General features: G+C 29.6%; 21 protein-coding genes. 19 read left to right on the forward strand and 2 right to left on the reverse strand.

The window, feature by feature from the left end; translation table 11 throughout:
- The first annotated feature begins 40 nt into the window (after positions 1 to 40).
- From tarB to HMPREF2881_RS07480, 11 genes are all read left to right on the forward strand, one after another.
- A complete protein-coding gene (gene tarB / locus HMPREF2881_RS07430) occupies positions 41 to 1,135 on the forward strand; it encodes a teichoic acid glycerol-phosphate primase TarB (RefSeq protein WP_002449153.1) in 1,095 nt (364 codons plus the stop codon).
- A complete protein-coding gene (locus HMPREF2881_RS07435) occupies positions 1,132 to 2,196 on the forward strand; it encodes a glycosyltransferase family 2 protein (protein WP_002449133.1) in 1,065 nt (354 codons plus the stop codon). Before tarB ends, HMPREF2881_RS07435 begins: the two co-directional genes overlap by 4 nt.
- Before the next feature lie 105 nt (positions 2,197 to 2,301).
- Complete coding sequence (gene tagD, locus HMPREF2881_RS07440) at positions 2,302 to 2,700, forward strand: glycerol-3-phosphate cytidylyltransferase (protein ID WP_002449131.1); 399 nt, start codon at positions 2,302 to 2,304, stop codon at positions 2,698 to 2,700.
- A 293-nt stretch (positions 2,701 to 2,993) separates the two neighbouring features.
- Entirely contained in the window at positions 2,994 to 4,721 is a 1,728-nt protein-coding gene (locus HMPREF2881_RS07445; RefSeq protein WP_002449126.1) for an ABC transporter ATP-binding protein, read from the forward strand.
- Between the two features lie 154 nt (positions 4,722 to 4,875).
- Entirely contained in the window at positions 4,876 to 7,047 is a 2,172-nt protein-coding gene (locus tag HMPREF2881_RS07450; protein WP_002449137.1) for a bifunctional glycosyltransferase/CDP-glycerol:glycerophosphate glycerophosphotransferase, read from the forward strand.
- 282 nt (positions 7,048 to 7,329) lie between these two features.
- Positions 7,330 to 8,562, forward strand: coding sequence for a NupC/NupG family nucleoside CNT transporter (locus tag HMPREF2881_RS07455; RefSeq protein ID WP_002488576.1), 1,233 nt, complete (start codon positions 7,330 to 7,332; stop codon positions 8,560 to 8,562).
- A gap of 513 nt (positions 8,563 to 9,075) precedes the next feature.
- A complete protein-coding gene (locus HMPREF2881_RS07460) occupies positions 9,076 to 9,909 on the forward strand; it encodes a YitT family protein (RefSeq protein WP_002449141.1) in 834 nt (277 codons plus the stop codon).
- Positions 9,910 to 10,095: 186 nt separating this feature from the next.
- On the forward strand, positions 10,096 to 10,887 hold the full coding sequence (locus HMPREF2881_RS07465) for an ABC transporter ATP-binding protein (protein ID WP_002449150.1): 792 nt from the start codon (positions 10,096 to 10,098) through the stop codon (positions 10,885 to 10,887).
- A gap of 219 nt (positions 10,888 to 11,106) precedes the next feature.
- Positions 11,107 to 11,487: a dihydroxyacetone kinase phosphoryl donor subunit DhaM gene (gene dhaM, locus HMPREF2881_RS07470; RefSeq protein ID WP_037554496.1), complete on the forward strand. Its 381-nt coding sequence runs from the start codon at positions 11,107 to 11,109 to the stop codon at positions 11,485 to 11,487.
- 107 nt (positions 11,488 to 11,594) lie between these two features.
- Positions 11,595 to 12,107, forward strand: coding sequence for a hypothetical protein (locus HMPREF2881_RS07475; protein ID WP_002449151.1), 513 nt, complete (start codon positions 11,595 to 11,597; stop codon positions 12,105 to 12,107).
- Positions 12,108 to 12,378: 271 nt separating this feature from the next.
- Positions 12,379 to 13,446, forward strand: a complete 1,068-nt coding sequence (locus tag HMPREF2881_RS07480; protein ID WP_002449130.1) for a YkvI family membrane protein — start codon at positions 12,379 to 12,381, stop codon at positions 13,444 to 13,446.
- Between the two features lie 134 nt (positions 13,447 to 13,580).
- Here the strand turns inward: HMPREF2881_RS07480 and HMPREF2881_RS07485 are convergent, their stop codons facing one another.
- On the reverse strand, positions 13,581 to 14,087 hold the full coding sequence (locus HMPREF2881_RS07485) for a GNAT family N-acetyltransferase (protein ID WP_002449127.1): 507 nt from the start codon (positions 14,085 to 14,087) through the stop codon (positions 13,581 to 13,583).
- Positions 14,088 to 14,180: 93 nt separating this feature from the next.
- Here HMPREF2881_RS07485 and HMPREF2881_RS07490 point away from each other — a divergent pair, with 93 nt between their 5' ends.
- The 7 genes from HMPREF2881_RS07490 to HMPREF2881_RS07520 all read left to right on the forward strand — a co-directional run bounded on the left by HMPREF2881_RS07490 (position 14,181) and on the right by HMPREF2881_RS07520 (position 21,618).
- Positions 14,181 to 15,104 (forward strand): NAD(P)H-binding protein, encoded by a 924-nt coding sequence (locus HMPREF2881_RS07490; RefSeq protein ID WP_002449152.1) that lies wholly within the window; start codon positions 14,181 to 14,183, stop codon positions 15,102 to 15,104.
- A 14-nt stretch (positions 15,105 to 15,118) separates the two neighbouring features.
- Positions 15,119 to 15,793, forward strand: a complete 675-nt coding sequence (graR, locus tag HMPREF2881_RS07495) for a response regulator transcription factor GraR/ApsR (RefSeq protein ID WP_002455663.1) — start codon at positions 15,119 to 15,121, stop codon at positions 15,791 to 15,793.
- On the forward strand, positions 15,786 to 16,826 hold the full coding sequence (locus HMPREF2881_RS07500; protein WP_002449136.1) for a sensor histidine kinase: 1,041 nt from the start codon (positions 15,786 to 15,788) through the stop codon (positions 16,824 to 16,826). The genes graR and HMPREF2881_RS07500 overlap by 8 nt, the downstream gene beginning before the upstream one ends.
- A 253-nt stretch (positions 16,827 to 17,079) precedes the next feature.
- Entirely contained in the window at positions 17,080 to 17,841 is a 762-nt protein-coding gene (locus HMPREF2881_RS07505) for an ABC transporter ATP-binding protein (protein ID WP_037556016.1), read from the forward strand.
- Positions 17,831 to 19,720 (forward strand): FtsX-like permease family protein, encoded by a 1,890-nt coding sequence (locus tag HMPREF2881_RS07510; RefSeq protein WP_002488578.1) that lies wholly within the window; start codon positions 17,831 to 17,833, stop codon positions 19,718 to 19,720. Before HMPREF2881_RS07505 ends, HMPREF2881_RS07510 begins: the two co-directional genes overlap by 11 nt.
- Positions 19,721 to 19,981: 261 nt before the next feature.
- A complete protein-coding gene (locus HMPREF2881_RS07515; RefSeq protein WP_002449132.1) occupies positions 19,982 to 20,599 on the forward strand; it encodes a DUF47 domain-containing protein in 618 nt (205 codons plus the stop codon).
- 14 nt (positions 20,600 to 20,613) lie between these two features.
- Positions 20,614 to 21,618 (forward strand): inorganic phosphate transporter, encoded by a 1,005-nt coding sequence (locus HMPREF2881_RS07520; RefSeq protein WP_002449135.1) that lies wholly within the window; start codon positions 20,614 to 20,616, stop codon positions 21,616 to 21,618.
- Positions 21,619 to 21,687: 69 nt separating this feature from the next.
- On the opposite strand, the gene HMPREF2881_RS07525 is transcribed toward HMPREF2881_RS07520, so the two are convergent.
- Complete coding sequence (locus tag HMPREF2881_RS07525; protein WP_002488573.1) at positions 21,688 to 22,482, reverse strand: LysM peptidoglycan-binding domain-containing protein; 795 nt, start codon at positions 22,480 to 22,482, stop codon at positions 21,688 to 21,690.
- Between the two features lie 444 nt (positions 22,483 to 22,926).
- Here HMPREF2881_RS07525 and HMPREF2881_RS07530 point away from each other — a divergent pair, with 444 nt between their 5' ends.
- Complete coding sequence (locus tag HMPREF2881_RS07530) at positions 22,927 to 23,595, forward strand: Bax inhibitor-1/YccA family protein (RefSeq protein ID WP_002449555.1); 669 nt, start codon at positions 22,927 to 22,929, stop codon at positions 23,593 to 23,595.
- Positions 23,596 to 23,693: the final 98 nt, after the last annotated feature.

The raw sequence follows: 23,693 nt of genomic DNA on the forward strand, positions 1-23,693 counted from the left end.
TTTCTTTATAAATTATTTTATTAACGAGTAAGGGGATTAAATGATGACAAGAGTAGTGATAAAAAATATTTATATGACACTTATTACTATCGTAAACCAAATTTTTAGATTTAAACGACTAAAATCGAATCATATTGCGATTTTAATGACATTTCCCGAAGACGTTATGCCAATAATTGAGCAATTAAATCAGAAAGGGTATGAACTAACCGTCATTGCTAAAGAAAAAGAATGGGCTAAGCTAAAGCAATTTAAAAATGTATCTTTTGTTCCTGCCGGAAATAGTCATATAGTGAGACATATCAAGACGATAAGTACAGCAAAAGTGATTGTGATTGATACATATTATCTTATGCTCGGAGGGTATCATAAGAAAAAAGGACAGACCATCATCCAAACATGGCATGCCTCAGGTGCTTTAAAAAATTTTGGTTTAACGGATCATCAAGTAGATTTAAATAATAAAAAAATGATTCAACAATATAAAAGCGTTTATAATGCTACTGATTATTATTTAGTCGGTGGAGAAGAGATGAGTAGATGTTTTGAAAGTGCATTTGATGCTAAGAGCACTCAAATGCTTAAATTGGGTCTACCTCGATTAACCAAATATTTTAAATTAGACCTTAAGACGGAGCAAAAAAATTTAAAAAAATATTATAATGTTCCCAATAAATTAGCATTATATGTGCCTACTTATCGTGAAAATCAAATGGATAATCGTCAAATAGATAAAGTATATTTTGAAAAGCAATTACCCAATTATACTCTCATTAATCAACTTCATCCATCAATTCCTAATAGTGAGCATATTGCGACAACGTCAGAACTAATGATGATGGCTGATATTATTATTAGTGATTATAGCTCCCTACCAATAGAAGCTAGCTTACTCAATAAACCTACATTATTTTATGTGTTTGACGAAAAAGAGTATGAAGAGGTGCGTGGATTGAATCAATTTTATCGCGATATTCCAACATTTTATAAAGTGAAACATATAGATGAATTAGTAACTAAGATTAAATATAATGAAAAAGAAATAAAACCATTATTTAAACATTGGCATAAATATAATAGTGAAAAAAGCTTAGAAAACGTATTAAAATTTATTGAAAAGTTGGTGAAAGAATGAAATTAGCGGTTATTATTCCAGTATATAATGCTGAAAATACAATTCGAAAAGCAGTTAAATCGATTGATACAACACATGATGTAGAAATTATTTGTATTAACGATGGATCAACAGATCGTACAAAACAAGTGTTAACTGAATTGCAAAAAGAAGTTAAACATCTCATTGTTTATCATCAAGACAATCAAGGAGCGGCAAAAAGTAGAAATATGGGTCTTTCTGCAATGTCAGATGATATCGATGCTTTTATGTTCTTAGATGCAGATGATCAATTTTTACCTGGAAAAATGGATCAAATGATTCAATATTATGAGAAAAATGATCATCTAGATATTGTGATTGGGCAAATCGGTAGAGGGATGCATGGTGACTGGAAAGTCATTCCAACACACGAAGACATTCATCGTGAAGCAATGGTTTCTTTAGCAGAAGCGCCAGAAATACTTCAATCTATTGGACCAGGTGGCAAGTTATTCAAAGCTAAATTTAATACACTAAGATTTGATGAAGATGTAGTATTTTGTGAAGAACATACATTTGTCACTCGTGCCTATTTAATGTCAAGGGATATCCAGCTAGTTCCTTTTATCGTATATGGATACAATGAGCGAGAAGGTTCTATTACAGATCAACGTGCAGATACATTTATATCTTACTTAGAAGATGCTAGAAAAGTTCGACGTGAAGTCATGGATATGTTATTACTTGTCAAAGAAAAAGCATATTATAGTTATCGAATGGATGACTTAATTGTCAGCTATCTCATTCAAGCTTATTTAATAAAATACAGTAAAGTGACACTTCAAATTATAGACAAAATCACTCAATATATCAGAGATATGCAACATACAAATTATTCTGGAGAAGCATTGTTTAGAATAGTACAAGCCGTAGAGCAAAGTGCGACTCATTGGACACGTGAGACCTATGAGTTATGGAGACATACACTTATTGAGGTAGGAATTGGGCGACCTGGTTTTTTACGTTTTCAAGCCCAAATAATGCCTAAAAAATTAGTATTTAGTGGAAAGCAATCATTGAAACGTATGATGAATAAGTAAATGATGAAAAGTCATGTCAATATAAAATTAATGGTATGTTAAATATATTTATGCTAAATTAAGATTATTAATTAATGTTAAAAATTTGTAAAGGAGAAAGGAAATATGAGAAGAGTCATTACATATGGTACATATGATTTATTACATTATGGTCATATAGAATTACTAAGAAGAGCTCGTGAAATGGGCGATTATTTAATTGTAGCTTTATCAACAGATGAATTTAACCAAATTAAAAATAAAAAATCTTATTATGATTTTGAACAACGTAAAATGATGTTAGAATCTATTCGTTACGTTGATTTAGTGATTCCAGAAGATGGATGGGGTCAAAAAGAAACAGACGTTGATCGTTATGATGTTGATGTTTTTGTTATGGGCCATGACTGGGAAGGTAAATTTGACTTCCTAAAAGACAAATGTGAAGTTGTATATCTAAAACGCACTGAGGGTATTTCAACAACTAAAATTAAACAAGAGCTATACGGAAAAGATGCAAAATAAATAATAATTTATTAAAGACACATATAGACACCTTAGAAGTTTAGCTATGTCTCAATCATTGGTTAAATCAAGTAGATAACAATAATTTTTTGATTTGACCCATCCTTTTGGGAGTGAACAGTGAATTCAAAACGAATTCTAGGGCACTCCTATTTTTATGTGATAAAACATTTTAAATAAAATGCTATACTAAGAACAACCGAATTACCAGTTAAAATACATTTAAATTAGGATAAATACTAAATATAATATCAAAAATACAAATACAAATTGATGACTAAAGAGGTTTATTTATGAAACAACACAATCCATTATTTTTTCTATTTAAACGATTGTCTTGGCCCTATGCTTTAATAATAACTGCTGTTATCATTTCTTCGTTAGGAAGTCTTAGCGGATTATTGATTCCACTGTTTACAGGTCGCTTAGTAGATAAATTTTCTACTAATAATATTAATTGGAATATTGTCGTTCTATTTGCAAGTATCTTTATCATTAATGCATTACTTAGCGGTTTAGGTATTTATCTCTTAAGTAAAATTGGAGAAAAAATGATTTATGGCATTCGTTCATTACTGTGGGAGCATATGATTAAACTGAAAATGCCATTTTTTGACAAAAATGAAAGTGGTCAGTTGATGAGTCGTTTAACTGATGATACTAAGGTCATTAACGATTTTATCTCTCAAAAATTACCACAATTACTACCAGCTATTATCACATTGATTGGTTCCATTATTATGCTGTTTATTATGGACTGGCAAATGACTTTACTGACTTTCATAGCTATTCCAATATTTATGGGTATTATGATTCCACTTGGAAGACGTATGCAAAAAATTTCAAAACATACCCAAGCAGAAATTGCCAATTTTAGTGGATTATTAGGTCGTGTATTGACAGAAATGCGTTTAGTAAAAATTTCTAATACTGAACAAAAAGAATTAAATAATGCACATTATAACTTAAATGAAATATATAAATTAGGTTTAAGACAGGCAAAAATAGTAGCGATTATTCAACCTATTTCAAGTGTGATTATGTTATTAATGATAGCCATTATTTTAGGATTTGGTGCAATTAGAATTGCTACTGGTGCTATTACAGCAGGTGCTTTAATAGCTATGATTTTTTATGTGATGCAGTTATCTATGCCGCTTATGAACTTATCTACACTAGTTACTGATTACAAAAAAGCTGTAGGCGCAAGTCAACGTATTTATGAAATTATGCAAGAACCCGTGGAACCGATGGAACAGTTAAACCCCATTGCTAATATCAACATTGAGAATGGAGCACTTGAATTTAATAACGTAGAATTTAAATATGATGTAAAAACGATTCTTGATCATATATCATTTCGTATACCTCAGGGCGATATTAGTGCGTTTGTTGGTCCTTCAGGTTCTGGGAAAAGCACTATTTTTAATTTAATTGAACGTATGTATGATATCGATAATGGTGATATTACATATGGTAATAAAAGTATTTACGATATTCCAATTACGAATTGGCGTAGCAAAATTGGATATGTCATGCAGTCAAACTCTATGATGACAGGAACAATTCGAGATAATATCTTATATGGTATTAACCGTACTGTCTCTGATGAAGAACTAATTAAATATGCAAAATTAGCGAATTGTCATGACTTTATTATGCAATTTGATGAAGGATACGATACATTAGTGGGCGAACGTGGATTAAAACTGTCTGGGGGTCAACGACAACGTATTGATATCGCTAGAAGTTTTGTGAAAAATCCAGATATACTGTTACTTGATGAAGCTACTGCAAATCTTGATAGTGAAAGTGAACAAAAAATTCAAGAAGCTTTAGAAGTATTGATGAAAGGTAGAACAACGATAGTGATTGCACACCGTCTCTCTACGATTAAAAAAGCAGGTCAAATTATTTTTATTGATCAAGGACGTGTGACGGGAGAAGGTACACATGACGAATTAATGAAATATCATGAGAAATATCATCAATTTGTGACTACACAAAATTTAAATAAATAATGGATATTGAACATCTAAATATCACGATGATAAAGTAATATATAATTTTACAGTGTAGATGAAAAAATCTTAGGCTGATAAGATATAGTTAGTACACAAACCCATTGCTTAAAAATTAATTGAATAAACATAAATAAAATTGGAGAGAATGATATTGAATAAACTATCAATAATTATTACATATTTTAATAGTGAAGAATATATTGAAGATTGTATTAATAGCTTAAAAAATCAAAGGAATCAAGATTTTGAGATTATTATTGTAGATGATGGTTCTACGGATCATTCAACACAAATCTTAAATAAAACGTTAGCATCTTATGATAAAGATGTGACGTTTATTCAACTTGAAACAAATACTGGTCATGCACATGCTAGAAATATTGCTTTGGACTCAGCAGAAGGTCAATACGTGATGTTTTTAGATGCGGATGATCAATTAGCCTCATATGCTATTGAATATTATTTGAATCATATCAATGGTTTAGATACATTAATTGCGCCGATACACAAATTTACAATGCAACGTCCTCAATATGTAGACAAGGATAAGATACGTTTGCAGTATCGATCACACCATTCATATCCTAATTCAATTTTAAGAAAAGAAACTGTATGTAATATTTTATTTAGAAATGCAATTATTAAAGCACATGACATTAAATTTAATGAAGATTTAAGCATTTTTACTGATAATTCATTTGTATTAGAGTATCTGAAATATGCTGAACATTTTGTTAGAATTGTTAATTTTCCGTTTTATTATCGTGGTGAAGTATATGATCCATTTAATGGTAATACACTAAGTGATCAAGATTTTATTGATAAATTTGAAGACTATACAAATAGTTTCTTTGATGCTATGCAAAGAACTACAAATAAAGAAGTTAAGAAATTTTTAGTCCAAAGAATGAAAAATGAAATTAAAAAAGGGTTTGATCCTTCGCTTAGAGATATTAAAGCAAGATATATTGCTTTAGAGGACACTCTAGTTAAAGTAGTAAAAGCACTAAAATGGAATATCATTAAAGATGGTAAGTTGTTATATAATCTTGAAATCATGTTTTTATCTATGAATGACATTGAGAATGCAAGATATGTGAATGAATTACGTAAAAAAACACGTTTATTTAAAAGTATTCTTACAAACAGTAAGATGAAAGAACGTGCTAAATATCAACTTACAGATAATGAAAATATAGTAGATCCACATACGATTGTATTTGAGTCATTTGGTGGCAAAAATTACAGTGATAGTCCAAAGTACATATATGAATATATGCAACAACACTATCCACAATATAATTATATTTGGGTCTTTTCTAAGCCTAATAACAATATTATTCCTGGAAATGCAACTAAGGTGAAAAAAGGATCCAAAGAATATTATGAAGCCTATGCTAAAGCGAAATACTGGATTTCAAATGCTCGATTACCATTGTATTTAAATAAAAAAGAGAATCAAGTGTATATTCAAACTTGGCATGGTACACCGTTAAAACGTTTAGCAAATGATATGAAAGTGGTAAGAATGCCAGGAACAACAACAGCAAATTATAAAAAGAATTTTTATACAGAAGCATCTCGTTGGAATTATTTAGTATCTCCAAACCGTTATTCTACGGATATCTTTAAATCTGCTTTTTGGATGGATGAAGAAAGAATTTGGGAAATTGGCTATCCAAGAAATGATGTATTAGTTACAAGACAAAATGATACTGAGTATATAGAACAAATTAAAAAAGATTTAAATTTACCGAAAGATAAAAAAGTTATTATGTATGCGCCAACTTGGAGAGATGATGAATTCGTTAAAAAAGGTCAATATTTATTTGATTTGAAAATAAATTTAGCTAATTTAAAAGAGCAAATTGGAGATGAATATGTCATTTTACTAAGAATGCATTATCTTATTGCAAATGCATTAGATCTAACTGGATACGATGATTTTGCTATTGATGTTTCAAATTATAATGATATTTCAGAATTATATTTAATATCTGATGCGCTTATTACTGACTATTCGTCAGTGATGTTTGATTATGGTATTTTGAAACGTCCTCAATTTTTCTTTGCTTATGATATTGAAAAATACGATAAAGGTCTTCGTGGCTTCTATATGAATTATATGGAAGATTTACCAGGAGAAATTATTACAGATGAATTTAAACTTGCTGAAGAATTAAAATATTTAGATACACATAAAGAAAAATATAAAGATAAAATTGAAGCGTTCTATAATGATTTTTGTTCAATTGAAAAAGGTCAATCTTCTCAATTTATAGCAGACTATATTAATAATGATATTCATGAAAATGAATCATAAAATCAAATAATATAAAGAATGGGAAATAGTTACTTTAAATTCGTTTTCCCATTCTTTTTCTATATAACCGTATTAAGTTTAAATGGTGTTTATGATAAATAACAACAAAAAAAAGAAATAGACAACTATTTTATTAAATATGTTATTTTAACGAACATTTTCTCATGGTATAATGTTAAATGTACTTTTTACAGAACGTTAGTTGTCATTTTATGAAAATAGTACGGTTCTATTTAAGGGTAATGTGATACATATTAATTTTAAAATGTGGGTAGGTGTCTTATGTTTTTACTAATAAATATCATTGGATTACTTGTATTTTTAGGAATAGCAGTTTTATTTTCTAGGAATCGCAAACATATTCAATGGAAATCTATATTAATCTTAGCTCTTTTAAATGTATTCTTAGCATGGTTCTTTGTATATTTCCAAATTGGAAGATCAATTGTTGAAGGTTTAGCAGCTGCCATTGCTTGGATTATTCAATCAGCTCATACTGGAACAGGTTTTGCATTCAGTAGTTTTACAAGTGGTAAACAAATGGATATGGCAGTGAGTGCATTATTTCCAATTTTATTAGTTGTTCCACTATTTGATATTCTTATGTATTTTAATATTCTTCCTAAAATTATTGGAGGAATTGGTTTTGTACTTGCGAAAATCACACGTCAACCTAAATTTGAATCATTCTTTGGTATCGAAATGATGTTTTTAGGAAATACAGAGGCGCTTGCAGTCTCTAACGAACAACTTAAGCGTATGAATGAAATGCGTGTATTAACAGTTGCAATGATGTCAATGAGTTCTATTTCTGGAGCTATTGTAGGTGCCTATGTTCAAATGATTCCTGGTGAATTAGTGTTAACGGCGATTCCTTTAAATATTATTAATGCAATTATTGTGGCTTCTATTTTAAATCCTGTCACTGTTGAAGAAAAAGAAGATATTATCTATAGCATTAATAATGATGAAAAAATTGAACGTCAACCTTTCTTCTCATTTTTAGGAGATTCAGTATTAAATGCGGGTAAATTAGTATTAATTATTATCGCTTTTGTTATTAGTTTTGTAGCGTTGGCTGATTTTTTAGATCGTTTTATTAATTTGATTACTGGATTAGTAGGCAGTTGGATGGGTCTGAAAGGTAGCTTTGGTTTAAACCAAATCTTAGGTGTCTTTATGTATCCATTTGCTTTATTGCTTGGCTTACCATGGGGCGAGGCATGGATAGTGGCACAACAGATGTCCAAAAAAATCGTCACAAACGAATTTGTAGTTATGGGTGAAATTACAAAAGTAATTGATACATATAGTGCACATCGTCGCGCAGTGATATCAACATTCTTAGTTTCATTTGCCAACTTCTCTACAATTGGGATGATTGTTGGTACATTAAAGGGTATAGTTGATAAGAAAACATCAGATTTTGTTTCAAAATATGTACCGATGATGTTATTATCAGGTATTTTAGTTTCACTACTTACTGCAGCATTTGTTGGTTTATTTGCATGGTAAAGTATTAAAAATTAAATCATTTTATAGTAACCATTAGGAGTGAACATTGAATTCGAAAAGAATTCTATGTCACTCCTATTTTTATTATTCATTTTATTGCATGATAAAAACCAAGCATGCAAAGTGAGGAGACACTTTATATACTTGGTTTTTATGGGAAATGAATATTAATGTACTTGTAACGGTAAGGACTAGATACTGTCACAGTACTTCGAGCAAAATTTGTTTTGTTACTATAAACAACACAAAGGAGATAACTTCTTGTAATTAAGAAGTTATACATAGTATAGCAAACTAATATTTATAAGTAAACGAAAAATTCAGAAAATTTCCACGTATTTTTTATTAGTACATTAGATTTAAAGATGACTATGTATCATATTTAAATTAAATCTTTATATTTTAAGATATTTAAAATTTATTAATACATTTAATTTTTAAAAGTATATTGTAGGAAATGATGAGACTGTGCTAACATTTTAATCGTTATAGTCGTAAAAGGAGTGGGTGTTTTTGAACAAAAATATAAAAAATATACTTTTAGTTATACTAGGTTCTTTTATCTTTTCAGCAGGGGTCAATGCATTTGTTATATCAGGTAATTTAGGTGAAGGTGGCGTCACAGGTATTGCTATTGTATTATATTACGCTTTTCATATTTCACCAGCGCTCACTAATTTCGTTGCTAATGCAATATTGATTGTTATTGGGTATAAATTTTTAAGTAAAAAAAGTACGATATTAACAATTATTGCTACTGTACTTATTTCTGTTTTTTTAAGTCTTACAGAATCATGGCACGTAGAAACAGGTAATGTCATCATCAATGCAGTATTTGGCGGCACAAGTGTTGGACTAGGTATTGGAATAATCGTTTTAGCAGGTGGCACTACAGCTGGAACAACAATATTAGCAAGAATAGCTAATAAATACTTAGATGTTAGTACAGCATACGCATTATTATTTTTTGATTTAATTGTAGTAGCCATTTCTTTAACAGTGCTACCGTTAAGTAAAGCATTGGTAACTGTGATTTCACTTTATATAGGCACGAAAGTAATGGATTATGTTATTGAAGGACTTAATACAAAAAAAGCAATGACAATTATTTCTAGCAAACCTGAAGAGGTAGCTAAGGCCATTGATGAACAAGTTGGTAGAGGTCTTACTATATTGAATGGACATGGTTATTATAGTAGAGAAGAAAAAGACGTTTTGTATGTTGTTGTAGCTAAAACTCAAGTAACTCGTGCCAAACGAATTATAAAAAAAATAGATAAGAATGCTTTCTTGGTTATTCATGACGTGCGTGATGTTTATGGAAATGGTTTTTTAATCGATGAATAAAAAAGGGTCCCTAAAAATTTGAGGTGTTTTATGTATATCTCAGATTTTTAGGGTTATTTTTTATAATCGCCTCATAGTAAAAAGAATAGTCAAAACTGTGTATAAATGGTATACTAGTAATAATTAATTGAGAACGATTATCAATAGATGTCGTAAATATTTTTTGTACAAAGGTAGGGCCTATATATGAATCGTTTAAATGCCTCTCAAGTAGATATAGGATATAGAAATACGACAATTATAAAGGAATTAGATGTTCAAATACGTGATGGTAAAATCACATCAATTATTGGACCGAACGGTTGTGGGAAATCTACATTATTAAAAGCACTCTCAAGACTGATTGAAGTGAAAAATGGAGAAGTATTACTTGATAATCAAAACATTCAACATCAATCTACAAAAGAAGTAGCCAAAAAAATTGCCATTTTACCTCAAACTCCAACAGTGACTGATAGTATAACCGTTGAAGAACTTGTTTCATATGGACGTTTTCCTCATCAAAAAGGATTTGGACGATTATCTAAAAAAGATAAAGATGAAATTGAATGGTCATTAAACGTAACAGGCATTACAGAATTTCGTCATCAATCGATTAATGATTTAAGTGGAGGACAAAGACAACGTGTATGGATAGCAATGGCTTTAGCACAAAAAACAGATATTATTTTTCTTGATGAACCTACAACGTACTTAGACATTTCTCATCAGTTAGAAATTTTACAATTGGTGCAACAGTTGAATAAAGAATTAGGGTGTACGATCGTTATGGTCTTACATGATATCAATCAGGCAATTCGATTTTCGGATTATTTGTTAATCATGAAAGAAGGACAAATTATAGATAATGGACCTACTGACCAAGTCATATCTAAAGAGATATTAGAAAGTGTGTTTAATATAGATGCAGTATTAGGAAAAGATCCTAGAACAGGGAAACCACTTTTAGTCACTTACAATTTACTTGAAAAAAGGTGAGATCCATTATAACTTCAGCAACATAGCTACAATTATTATGATGTTGGATACCTATCTCAGTCATTTTTAATATATAGGCAGTCAATGACTAATATTTTGTCTGATACACAAATATTCGCGCTTTCAGATAAGTTATTTTATAATGAAAATACGCTGATTAAGATTCACTTTAATAAAAAATTAATTTCGTTATTTAATTGATTGACTGGAGTTGAAATGATGACAACTATAGTTATTATTAGTCATAGTGAAGATATAGCTAAGGGAACTAAAGATTTATTAAATAAAATGACAAATGACATAAATGTGATTGCCTATGGTGGAGTAAACGGTGAAATTGGAACTTCATATGATGATATTGAACAATTGATTAATCAGTTAGATGATGATGCATTATGTTTTTATGATTTAGGATCATCAGAAATGAATATTGATTTAGCAATTGATATGTATAAAGGTAAGTATCATATTTACAAAGTAAATGCACCCATTGTAGAAGGAAGCTTTACAGCAGCAATGTCTTTAAGTGTTGGTAAAACTGCTAATGAAGCGATTCAAGAAGTGAATCGATCTTCATTTAAGTCTACAGCGTTTAAATAAGTAATGATGAATTTTGATGTTTTTTTTATATAAAAAAAAAGGTTATAAAATGATTATCCAAAATGAATATGATAAAATAAATAGCATGATATTGATGATGAAAGTAGGTGGACATTACGCTACAAGAAGATATTAAATTTTACGTTCTGAACGGCAAATTTGAAGAAATTAAAAATATAATGTCCAATATTGATTTTATGGAATTCGAAGAAGTGTATATATCATGTGCTCATGAACAAGAAAACATTATGTTTTATACTTGTATATTAGATATGATGAAGGATAATGAAACAGCAGAATTACATGATTTAGCATTTTTATTATTAGTCTATCCTTTGAGTGAAGTAGAAGGCGCTTTAGAAGCGGCATATTATCATGCAGATGCTTCTATTCAGTTAACAAATGGTAAGGAAATAAAAAGTTTGCTTCAAATGCTATTATTATATGCTATACCCGACCCAATTATTTCAGATTCTGAAGCGTTTAAAGTAGCTAAACAAATTTTAAAATTAGATCCTAATAATCATGTAGCAAGAAATGTGTTAAAAGATTCAGCTAAACGCATGGATAATGTTATAGTCAATTTTGATGAATTAAAGAAATTTGGAAGTTCAAAATAAAATAATATAGTGAAATAAGAGAGTTAGATAATGAATAGCCATGGTTATTCAGTTTATCTAACTTTTTTTAATAATATTTTACTTAGTAACTCAAATATAATTTTTGTGACAAATTATTATAAATATTAAAATTTTTAAATTGTTTGTAAGAGTATTAACACTAGTACTTAGAAGGGATAAGCGTTGTCTCGCAACGTTTATGCACTGTTGCATATTATTATTAGTACGTTATAATTTTGAATGTGTCAAAAATAAGGAGGTTAATCAATACATGGGGTTGAATAAAGAATCTATAAAAATAGGTTTTGCCTATGTGGGGATTGTAGTAGGTGCAGGATTCTCTACAGGGCAAGAAGTAATGCAATTCTTCACGCCTTATGGTCTATGGTCATATATTGGCGTGTTAATATCAGGATTAATTTTAGGATTTATAGGGCGACAAGTCGCTAAAATTGGGACGGCTTTTGAAGCAACAAATCATGAATCAACATTACAATATTTATTTGGTGAAAAATTTAGTAAAATCTTTGATTATATTCTAGTCTTTTTCTTATTTGGAATTGCTGTAACAATGATTGCAGGTTCAGGCGCAACGTTCGAAGAAAGTTTTGGTATACCTACATGGCTTGGCGCGTTAATTATGACGGTCGTTATTTATTTAACACTATTATTAGACTTTAATAAGATCGTAAGAGCGTTAGGTTTCGTTACACCATTCTTGATTGTCATGGTAGTTCTTATTGCTATATATTATCTATTTGCTGGAAGTATCTCTATCAGTAAAGTTAATAGTACAGTAGATCACCCAAGTTTATTCTTAGGTATTATTAGAGGATTAATGTACGGTGGATTAGCTTTTGCTGTAGGATTTAGTACGGTTGTAGCGATTGGTGGAGATGCATCTAAACGTCAAGTATCTGGTGCCGGTGCTTTATTTGGCGGTGTAGTGTATACTGTTTTACTTGCACTGATTAACTTTGCACTACAATCAGAATATCCACAAATTAAAAATGAACAAATTCCAACTTTAAAATTGGCGAATGAAATTCATCCATGGCTTGGATTAGTTTTAACAGTGATTATGTTAGCAGTAATGTATAATACTATTTTAGGATTGACTTATTCGTTTGCTGCACGTTTCACTGAGCCATACAGTAAAAAATATCATATATTTATTATTATTATGATGATTGCAGCCTTTATTTTAAGTTTCGTTGGTTTTGCAGATTTAATCAACTTCTTATATAACATTATGGGCGTAGTTGGATTATTTATTGTGGTAGCAGTGCTTATTAAATACTATTTACGTAAAAGTGATAACAAAGATCACATTGCTTAAAATTGATAAAATAAATATTCCATAAAAAAACTGCCTACAAAGTTAAATAACTCATAGACAGTCTAAGGCAATTCGTGTAATTAACACGAATTGCTTTTTTGCATTTTGAACGTAGCGTATAATACATATTGTAATTAAAGTAGTAATTTAGCCATAATATATTTATTAAAATATTGATTGTTGATCAGTAATTTATTTTTAAGTTCGCCTTCAATATTAAATCCAGCGCCTTTAAGTAGCATGATTGCGTGTGTATTTTCAGGAACGACTGAAGCTTGAAGACGTTTAATATTATGGTTAAGAGCCCAAGCTTCAACAGCATTAATTAAAGCAAGTCCAATACCTTTTTTTTGATAAAATTTAGTAACCCCAAATGTAATAACTGCTTCGTGTTGTGTACGCTCATATTTTTCAGTAGTGACGAATATACATCCAACGAGTTGATCATCTTCTTCAGCTACATAGATGGTATTTCTCGGAGAAGTGATGATGCGCTCTAGAAGGTTACTAATAGAAGACACACTAGGGTTAAATTCTCCAGGATTATAAAGTGTATAATCAGATTCATCATATATTTTAGTTAATAATGTTGTCAAAGCTTCAGTATCTTTTATACTAATTTCACGAATAATATGAGCCATTCGGCTTCCTCCTGAGATAGTAATATAACATACATTATACCAATTATTTAAAAAATATACATATTTAGAATTTTAAAAAGGAGTAACAGAATAATGAAACCTAATGTATTATTAGCGGGTGGTAGTGGATATATAGGTAAGAATATTAGTAGTGCGATAGAAAATGATGCAAATTTGTTTGCTTTATCTAAATATCCAAATACAAAAAAAGAGTTTAATCATAATATAAAATGGCTAAAAAAAGATATTTATAATTATGAAGATGTTAAATCAGCAATGTCAGGGATGAATATTGCAGTATTTTATTTAGATCCTAATAAAAATTCTGCCAAGCTTACTCAAGCAACGGCACGTGATTTAAATCTCATTGCAGCCGATAATTTTGCAAGGGCAGCAGCACAACAAGGAATAAATAAAATTTTGTACGTAAGGGGGAGTCGCTTTGATAATGAGACAATCCAGTGTTTAAAAAACTATGGTATTCCTGTAGAAACGACTGAGACCTATATCAAGCGCTCTCATATTAATGTTGAGTTACAAATGTCTAAATATAATGATATACGGACAGCATTAAGAATGATATTACCTAGGAAATGGTCTTTGGAACAATTAGTCGCTTATTTTTTTAAATGGCTGAATGATACACGTGGTACATTTTTACACACGAAATATATAGAAAATCGATATATAATATATGCTCGTAACGAGTGTAAGCCTCTATTAGTAATGAAAAAAGAAGTAAATGATAATCGTTTAATTACATTTAATTTAGTAGGCGGTTCAATTATAAAAAAACGTTCTAAAAAACAAGGGAAATTGGAATTTCGTCAAATTAAAGGAACGCGTTTAGTAATTGTTCAATTATATGATTATATTCCTAAATTGTTATGGCCACTCTATTATTTTTTTCAAGCTCCCGTACAAGGTTTAATTATGAGAGGGTTTGAAATTGATTGTCGTATTAGGCATTTCAATGGACGTGTGCAATCAGGAGAAAAAATGAAATATACAAAGTGATAGGATGAAAACATATGCAAATATTATTAGTAGAAGATGATCAGACACTTTTTCAACAACTAAAGAAAGAATTAGAAAATTGGGATTTTTTTGTTTATGGTGTCAATGATTTTAGTAACGTAATGGAAACATATCATAATGTTCAGCCAGAAATCGTTATAATGGATGTGCAATTACCTAAATATGACGGATTCTATTGGTGTCGTCAAATTAGACAAGTGTCTAATGTGCCTATTTTATTTTTATCGTCACGTGATAATCCTATGGATCAAGTGATGAGTATGGAATTAGGTGCAGATGATTATATGCAAAAGCCTTTTCATACCAACGTACTAATTGCGAAGTTACAAGCAATTTATCGACGCGTATATCAATTTGGCGTAGAAGAAAGACGTACATTAAATTGGCAAGATGCACTAGTCGATCTTTCAAAAGATAGTATTCAAAAAGGCGATAAAATCATTTATTTATCTAAAACTGAAATGATTATTTTAGAAATGTTAATTCAAAAACAAAATCAAATTGTGACTAGAGATACATTAATTACAGCGTTATGGGATGACGAAGCGTTTGTTAGTGATAACACATTAACAGTCAATGTAAATCGATTACGAAAAAAATTATCTGAGATCGGTATGGAAACAGAAATTGAAACAAAAGTAGGTAAAGGATATATGGCACATGAGTAATGTGAAATGGTTTTGGCTATTTCTTAAAACACGAAGTAATTGGATATTTTGGATTATATTTTTACAGTTTGTATTTTTAGGGATGGCATATATAGACTATGATATGGCAATTGAAAGTGTAGCGTACATTGTCCTATTAAATATAGGTTTAACTTGTATATTTCTTGTTTTTACTTTTTTAAGAGAAGTAAAATTATATCAACATTTTTATAATAATAAGGAAATCGAAGAAATTAAACACAAAGAATTAGCTGAGAATCCATTTCAACAGGAAATGGTGGACTATTTATATCGTAAATTATTGTTTCACAAAGAAAGAGCTACTGAACAACAAATTCATATACAAGCGTCGGAACAATCGTTAACTGAATTTGTTCACGATATTAAAACACCTGTTACAGCAATGAAATTATTAATTGATCAAGCTGAAGATATGGAACGTAAGAAAGCCTTACTTTATGAATGGTCAAGAGTGAATGAATTATTAGATAAGCAACTTTATTTAACACGTCTTGAATCTAAAAATAGAGATATGTATTTCGAAAAAGTACCATTAAAACGTTTAGTGATAGAAGAAATTCAACTTACTCGTCATATCAGTCAAGTTAAAGGTATTGGCTATGAATTAGAATTTGATACGAATCCAGAAGTATTTACAGATGTAAAATGGTGTCGCATGATGATTAGACAGATTTTATCTAATTCTTTGAAATATTCTCAAGGAAAAGATATTGTTATTCGATCGTTAGCTAAAAAAGACCATATCGCTTTAGAAATTACTGATTATGGACGTGGGATTAGCGCTAAAGATTTACCACGTATCTTTGAAAGAGGCTATACTTCTACCGCAAATCGTAATGAAACAACTTCTTCTGGAATTGGTTTATACTTAGTAGAAAGTGTAAGACATCCATTAGGTATTGAAGTAGAGGTCGAGTCGACGGTGGGAGAAGGAACAACATTTATTTTAACGTTCCCTATTCAAAACGAAGTCATAGAAAGAATGTCACAAGAGAAATTAAGTCTATCATAATAGTGTTGTTAAAATAGAGTATAAGTATAATTGTTCGCTTTATAGAAATAAGATATTGGACTTTACTATAAAAAGTTTGAACTAAAACTTATATAATATTTAAAGTAAATACATAAATTAAGCGTATGGAAATATCATTTTAGTGTCATAAGTGAGTAGAACATTGGGTGAAGCCTGAGACTTTATAATGACGTCTCAGGTTCATCTATATCATTCAATAGTTAAAATATATGATAGTGAGGGACATTCTAAATTGACAATATTACAAGCAAAGCAAATTGTTAAAACATATGGGACAAAACAAACGATACAAGAAGTGTTAAGAGGTATTGATTTAAACATTGAAACAGGAGAGTTTGTTTCAATTATGGGACCTTCTGGCTCTGGTAAAACAACATTACTTAATGTTTTAAGTTCAATAGATTATTTATCACAAGGATCTGTCATACTAAATGGAAAACAATTGGAAAAGTTATCAAATAGGGAACTATCAGAAATTAGAAAAAAAGATATTGGATTTATTTTTCAAGAATATAATTTATTACACACACTTACTGTAAAAGAAAATATTATGTTGCCTTTATCAGTACTTAAATTAAATAAGGAAGAAATGAATAAACGTTATAGACAAATTACTGAAGCGCTTAATATATATGATATTAGTGATAAATATCCGTCTGAAATCTCAGGGGGACAACGTCAACGAACATCTGCAGCGCGTGCATTTATTACATATCCTAAAATTATTTTTGCGGATGAACCAACAGGGGCTTTAGACTCTAAGAACACTAGAGATTTACTCATACGTTTTGAAAAAATAAATAAAATCTATGATGTAACTATTATCATGGTTACACACGATCCACTTGCAGCAAGTTTTTCTAATCGTGTTGTAATGTTGAAAGATGGCTTAATATTTACTGAAATTTATCAAGGACAAGATAATAAACAATTATTTTATGAAGAAATATTAAGAGCCCAAAGTATATTAGGTGGCAAGGTTTATGAGTTTTAGCTATATTATTTGGAGAAATTTCCTAAGAAATATTAAGCACTATGCTATTTATATGTTTTCATTAGTCATTAGTACCGTTTTATATTTTAGTTTTATTACGATTAAATACGTTCATCATCTCCATATACATGAGTCTTTATCTATTATTAGAGAGGGTTCTAAAATAGGAAGTTATTTTCTATTTATAATCATCGTTGTCTTTATTATGTATACCAATATTCTTTTTATTAAAAGACGAAGTTACGAATTGGGCCTATTACAGATTATGGGGTTAAATAAAGTAAGTATTATTTATATGTTTATGTTAGAACAATTGTTTATTTTCTTAATCACTGCAGTTTTAGGTATGATTATAGGGATTGTTGGGTCTAAAATTTTACTTATGATTATATTGAAATTATTAGGTATACATACCTCGGTATCACTTATTTTTAGTGTAGACGCTATAATTCAAACCTTATTTATTTTAATCATTGCATATATTTTAATTATTCTTCAAGCTATCATTTTCTTAAATAAATATTCTGTTACACAATTAATGGAGTCTGAAGAATATATAGATGAAACAGGTAAACATATTACATTTGGAGAAATTATTCTAGGAATTTTAGGTATTGTTTTCATTTTGGCAGGATATTATTTATCCACACGATTTGTTGAATTATTAGATGATATCGTATTACCTTTTATTATTTTATTTTTAACTGTGATCGGAGCCTATTTCTTTTTCAGAAGTTCAGTGTCTCTAATATTAAAAATAATTAAATCATTTAAAAGTGGAAATGTAACTGTAAATGATGTTATTTTCACTTCTTCATTAATGTTTAGGATTAGAAAGAATGCTTTTTCTTTAACAATCATTTCTATTATTTCTGCTATTACTGTATCTGTCCTATGTTTTGCAGCAATTAGTCGAGGATCTTTAAGTAAAGAAATTTTATTAGAATCACCGTATGAAGTAACAACGAATAACGACACCTTGTCCGAGAAGTTAAAATATCAATTAGAGCAACAGCATATTGCATATAACTATAATTATAAGCAAGTAGTGTACACGCATTTATATAAAGATCATCTATTTGATGTAAATGCAGCTAGACCTTATTCGGTGACTATAACAAGTGAAGATTACTTTTCAAATATTTCTTTGAAAAAAGGACAAGCAGATTTAATTATCCCAGAAGATGTTATTCCTGAATTAACTAAACATCGGCCACACGGAACAACAATGATTGGCACGAAGCGACATCATACTAAAGTTCAACTTCAAAAAGTGATTCATAAAGTTTATTTTAAAGAGAGTGTAGATTTAGGTGGACCGACACTCGTGCTTAATAATGGGGATTATCAATTTATAAAACAACATGTTAAAAATAAGGACATCATTTCTCAACATGGTTTTGATTTAAAACATACAAAAGATATACCTAAATTAGAAAAGACTATCAATCACATGAATCAGAATTTAAAAACTAGAAGTCAGATAGCAAGCGAAATTTCAAGTTTAACAGGAATTTTATTATTTGTAAGTTCTTTTTTAGGTATTGCATTTCTTATAGCAACTGGATGTATTATCTATATTAAACAAATTGATGAAACTGAAGATGAATTAGAAAATTATTCAATATTACGTAAATTAGGTTTTACTCAAAAAGACATGGCTAGAGGTCTAAAATTGAAAGTGGCGTTTAACTTTGGACTACCTTTGGCTATTGCTTTGCTGCATGCATATTTTGCAGCACTTGTATTTATGAAATTTATAGGATTTACAAATCAAATGTCCATTTTTATAGTTATGATTATTTATACAATAGTATATAGTATGTTTGCATTTATTGCTTATAATCATTCTAAGCGAACAATCAATCACTCAATTTAAGAGAGAATATTTCGAGTTTGTAAAGAATTTGTAAATTTATTGTAGAGATGAAAAAATTATGATATTTTCAATTAGAGACAAATTAGGTGTTAAGTAGAAGTGTATCGTAATTGGTATAACATTATATTTACATAAACTTTACAAAAGCTTTCTAAATAATGTTTTAAAATAAGCTATTGTAAATGTAGCTCATTTTTAAATTGTCTTAAATTAAATAATAAACGTGTGATTGATAGCAATCGCTAAAATGGAGGCATTATAATGTTTACTAAGAAAAAGGATAAGTTTATGGTTCAATTAGAAGAAATGGTATTTAATCTGGACCGTGCAGCTGTAGAATTCGGGAAAATGGATTTTAATACCCATTTAGATTTAAAAGCTTATTCTGATAACATTAAAACGTACGAGTCACATGGTGACGAACTTATGCACAAGGTCATTAGCGACTTAAATCAAACATTTATCACTCCTATTGAACGAGAAGACATTCTATCATTGTGTAATGCAATCGATGATGTACTTGATGCAATGGAAGAAACATCTGGAATGTTTGAAATGTATTCAATTGAATATACTGATGAATATATGGCTGAATTTGTTGACAATATTCAAAAAGCTGTCGCTGAAATGAAATTAGCAGTTGGTTTACTTGTTGATAAAAAATTATCTCACATGAGAATTCATTCAATTAATATTAAAGAGTTTGAAACAAATTGTGATGGTATATTAAGACAATCAATTAAACATATCTTTAATAGTGAAACAGATCCAATCACTTTAATTAAAATTAAAGATATTTACGAAAGCTTAGAAAATATCGCTGATAAATGTCAAGCTGTTGCTAACAACTTTGAAACAATTATCATGAAAAATAGCTAAGGGAGTTTTAAATTATGGAATATGTATTAGTCATCACTATAGCTATCGTTGTATTTTCTCTAGTCTTTGACTTTATCAATGGCTTTCATGATACAGCAAATGCAATTGCTACTGCGGTTTCTACGCGTGCATTGACACCAAGAACAGCTATTTTTCTAGCTGCAGTTATGAACTTTATAGGTGCACTTACTTTTACAGGGGTAGCTGGAACAATTACTAAAGATATCGTAGATCCATTTAAATTACAAAATGGTCTAGTAGTAGTATTAGCGGCTATTATCGCTGCTATTGTTTGGAATTTGGTGACTTGGTTATATGGTATACCAAGTTCTTCATCGCATGCCTTAATCGGTGCTATTGCTGGAGCTGCAATAGCTGCACAGGGATTTACAGTATTACATTACCAAGGTTTTACTAAGATTATCATTGTATTAATTATTTCACCAATTATCGCATTTTGTGTTGGTTTTATCATGTATACAATTGTTAAAATTGTTTTTAAAAATGCGAATCTTACGAGAGCAAATCGTAATTTCCGCTTTTTCCAAATGTTTACTGCAGCGCTTCAATCGTTTTCACATGGTACAAATGATGCTCAAAAATCAATGGGTATTATTACTCTTGCCTTGATTGTAGCGAATTTACAAGATCCAACGAATGTGGAACCGGCATTATGGGTTAAAATTGCTTGTGCCACAGCAATGGGTCTAGGAACTGCAATTGGTGGTTGGAAAATTATTAAAACAGTAGGCGGAAATATAATGAAAATACGACCTGCTAATGGAGCAGCTGCTGATTTATCTTCAGCATTAACGATTTTCGTTGCTTCATCATTACACTTCCCATTATCTACAACACACGTTGTATCGTCATCAATTTTAGGTGTAGGTGCATCAAATCGTGCAAAAGGTGTAAAGTGGAATACAGCTCAACGTATGATTATTACATGGATTATTACGTTGCCAATTTCTGCTATTTTAGCAGCAATTATATTTTGGATTTTAAATATTTTTCTTTAAGGTAAATTAACCACAAAATAAGCTTGAGACATAAACATGTCTCAAGCTTATTTTGTGGTTTGAATCATATTAATGAATATAGTTATAGCTAGAAACTAATGAAGCAGGAATCACACGAGTATCTGTATTATAAGGCCCATATGTATAATTCATTTCTGAAATTAGAATACTACCATCTGGATTCACACGCTCCACATATGCTACATGGCCATAATACCCAGCAGTCGATTGCATAATTGATCCAACAGTAGGGGTATGATTAACAATATAACCATCTGAAGCAGCATTATAAGTCCAATACTTAGCATCAGACCAATATGTACTAATGGGTGATCCAGCTTGAGCGCGACGATTAAATACATACCACGTACATTGACCAGCAGTGTATAAATTTTGATGGTTAAAGGTTGGTGAAGAATAACCAGTGCTTTGAGAAGCAGTAGTAGACGATGAGTTTGTAGTACTCGAACTACTTGGAATTTTTATTATTTGACCAGGGTAAATTAAATAATTTGAAAAATTATTTGCATTCATTAAGTCAGTAACTGAAGTTCCATATTTATTAGCGATACGAGAAAGTGAATCACCAGATTGAACAGTATAAGTAGTAGAAGCCTTACTTGATAAACTACTTGATGTAGTAGTAGATGATCCATTAATAGTTAGTACTTGTCCTGGAAAAATTAAATTACCATTTAAGTGATTATTTCGTTTAAGCTCATCAACAGGCATATTGTATTTGTTTGCAATACTCCATAAGGAATCACCAGGTTGAACAGTATATTGTGTTGAAGCTTCAGCATGATGAGAGAAAAATGCTACAGCGCCTGACGCAATAGACAACGTAAAAGCTAACTTTTTCAAACTACGTATCCTCCTTGAATTTTAAAATTTATTTTTAGAATTTAATATTGTTAAATTTGTATAATTCATCTTTTTATATCACATGCATATACTATCAAAAAAATATAAGAATATGTGGGTTGTTATTATCTTGTAATATTATTAAAAGTAATACTATTTTTTGTAAATAGTTAAAAACCTTGATACAGTAGTCTTTAACAGTTTTATTTAGATAAAATTAAATTTTTTTAAAAAGAAATTTGTAATATTTCTTATAGTAAAATTGAAGCAAGTACGTATCATGTAAGAAGTAGGTTGAATTGTGTTTAATGATTTAAACTTGTAACAATTTTTATATTTTCTTGATAGGATGCTTACTTAAAAGTAAATAAATTATACTATTTTTGTATTCCCAACAAATATTGTACAATATTTGTAAGACACTATTTAAAAGAGGAGTATAAGATGTCAAGTTCTTCAAATTTAGTAAATCATCAACATCAGAGCGTACGTTCAAAAGATAATACTCGACAAAACCATGCATATCGTAAAGTTTGGCTATTTTTTACATATTATTGGCTTATTTTTGGGATTGGCTGTTATTTAGGTCAATATTTGCCTGTAGAATGGCGACGTCCTTTATCAATTACATTATTTGTCATTGTATTAGCGACGTTATTTATTAAAAGAGCACGTAAATATGGTCTTATTATTTCGCATATCTATGCTATTATTATTGGTTTATTATCGTATGCAACATTTTCAATGTATATGCAAAATTTAGGAGCAGAGGTTTTTTATAAAAATATATTGTTAGCCATTATAGCATTCATTGTATTTGGAATATTGGGGTATTTTGTTATTCATGATGCTTCTAGCTTAGGTAAATATTTATTTGTAACGTTAATTGCCCTTATTATTGCTAGTCTAGTTGGCTTATTTATTCATAATTCAATATTCCATATCGTTATTACAATGGTTAGTTTAGTCTTGTTTTTACTATATACATTATTTGATTTTAATCGCATGAAACATGGTAGATTTACGTCAAGAGAAATGGGGTTTAATTTATTTCTTAATTTATTAAACATCATTAAAGATATATTGAATTTAGCAAACCGCTTTAAAAACTAGACATTCATATTTATAATAAGTTGAATATTTAGAAAAGATGTTCTCATATTGTTTTCAAAACATTTTAAATAAAGAGTAGTCTAAGCTGTTTATTTTAT

The sequence above is a fragment of the Staphylococcus sp. HMSC057A08 genome (assembly GCF_001812925.1).
GTDB classification, from domain to species: domain Bacteria; phylum Bacillota; class Bacilli; order Staphylococcales; family Staphylococcaceae; genus Staphylococcus; species Staphylococcus hominis.

Coding starts and splice junctions, on each gene's coding strand:
- tarB (WP_002449153.1), top strand. CDS start 41: ATGATGACAAGAGTAGTGATAAAAAATATTTATATGACACTTATTACT.
- HMPREF2881_RS07435 (WP_002449133.1), top strand. CDS start 1,132: ATGAAATTAGCGGTTATTATTCCAGTATATAATGCTGAAAATACAATT.
- tagD (WP_002449131.1), top strand. CDS start 2,302: ATGAGAAGAGTCATTACATATGGTACATATGATTTATTACATTATGGT.
- HMPREF2881_RS07445 (WP_002449126.1), top strand. CDS start 2,994: ATGAAACAACACAATCCATTATTTTTTCTATTTAAACGATTGTCTTGG.
- HMPREF2881_RS07455 (WP_002488576.1), top strand. CDS start 7,330: ATGTTTTTACTAATAAATATCATTGGATTACTTGTATTTTTAGGAATA.
- HMPREF2881_RS07465 (WP_002449150.1), top strand. CDS start 10,096: ATGAATCGTTTAAATGCCTCTCAAGTAGATATAGGATATAGAAATACG.
- dhaM (WP_037554496.1), top strand. CDS start 11,107: ATGACAACTATAGTTATTATTAGTCATAGTGAAGATATAGCTAAGGGA.
- HMPREF2881_RS07480 (WP_002449130.1), top strand. CDS start 12,379: ATGGGGTTGAATAAAGAATCTATAAAAATAGGTTTTGCCTATGTGGGG.
- HMPREF2881_RS07485 (WP_002449127.1), bottom strand. CDS start 14,087: ATGGCTCATATTATTCGTGAAATTAGTATAAAAGATACTGAAGCTTTG.
- HMPREF2881_RS07490 (WP_002449152.1), top strand. CDS start 14,181: ATGAAACCTAATGTATTATTAGCGGGTGGTAGTGGATATATAGGTAAG.
- graR (WP_002455663.1), top strand. CDS start 15,119: ATGCAAATATTATTAGTAGAAGATGATCAGACACTTTTTCAACAACTA.
- HMPREF2881_RS07500 (WP_002449136.1), top strand. CDS start 15,786: ATGAGTAATGTGAAATGGTTTTGGCTATTTCTTAAAACACGAAGTAAT.
- HMPREF2881_RS07510 (WP_002488578.1), top strand. CDS start 17,831: ATGAGTTTTAGCTATATTATTTGGAGAAATTTCCTAAGAAATATTAAG.
- HMPREF2881_RS07515 (WP_002449132.1), top strand. CDS start 19,982: ATGTTTACTAAGAAAAAGGATAAGTTTATGGTTCAATTAGAAGAAATG.
- HMPREF2881_RS07520 (WP_002449135.1), top strand. CDS start 20,614: ATGGAATATGTATTAGTCATCACTATAGCTATCGTTGTATTTTCTCTA.
- HMPREF2881_RS07530 (WP_002449555.1), top strand. CDS start 22,927: ATGTCAAGTTCTTCAAATTTAGTAAATCATCAACATCAGAGCGTACGT.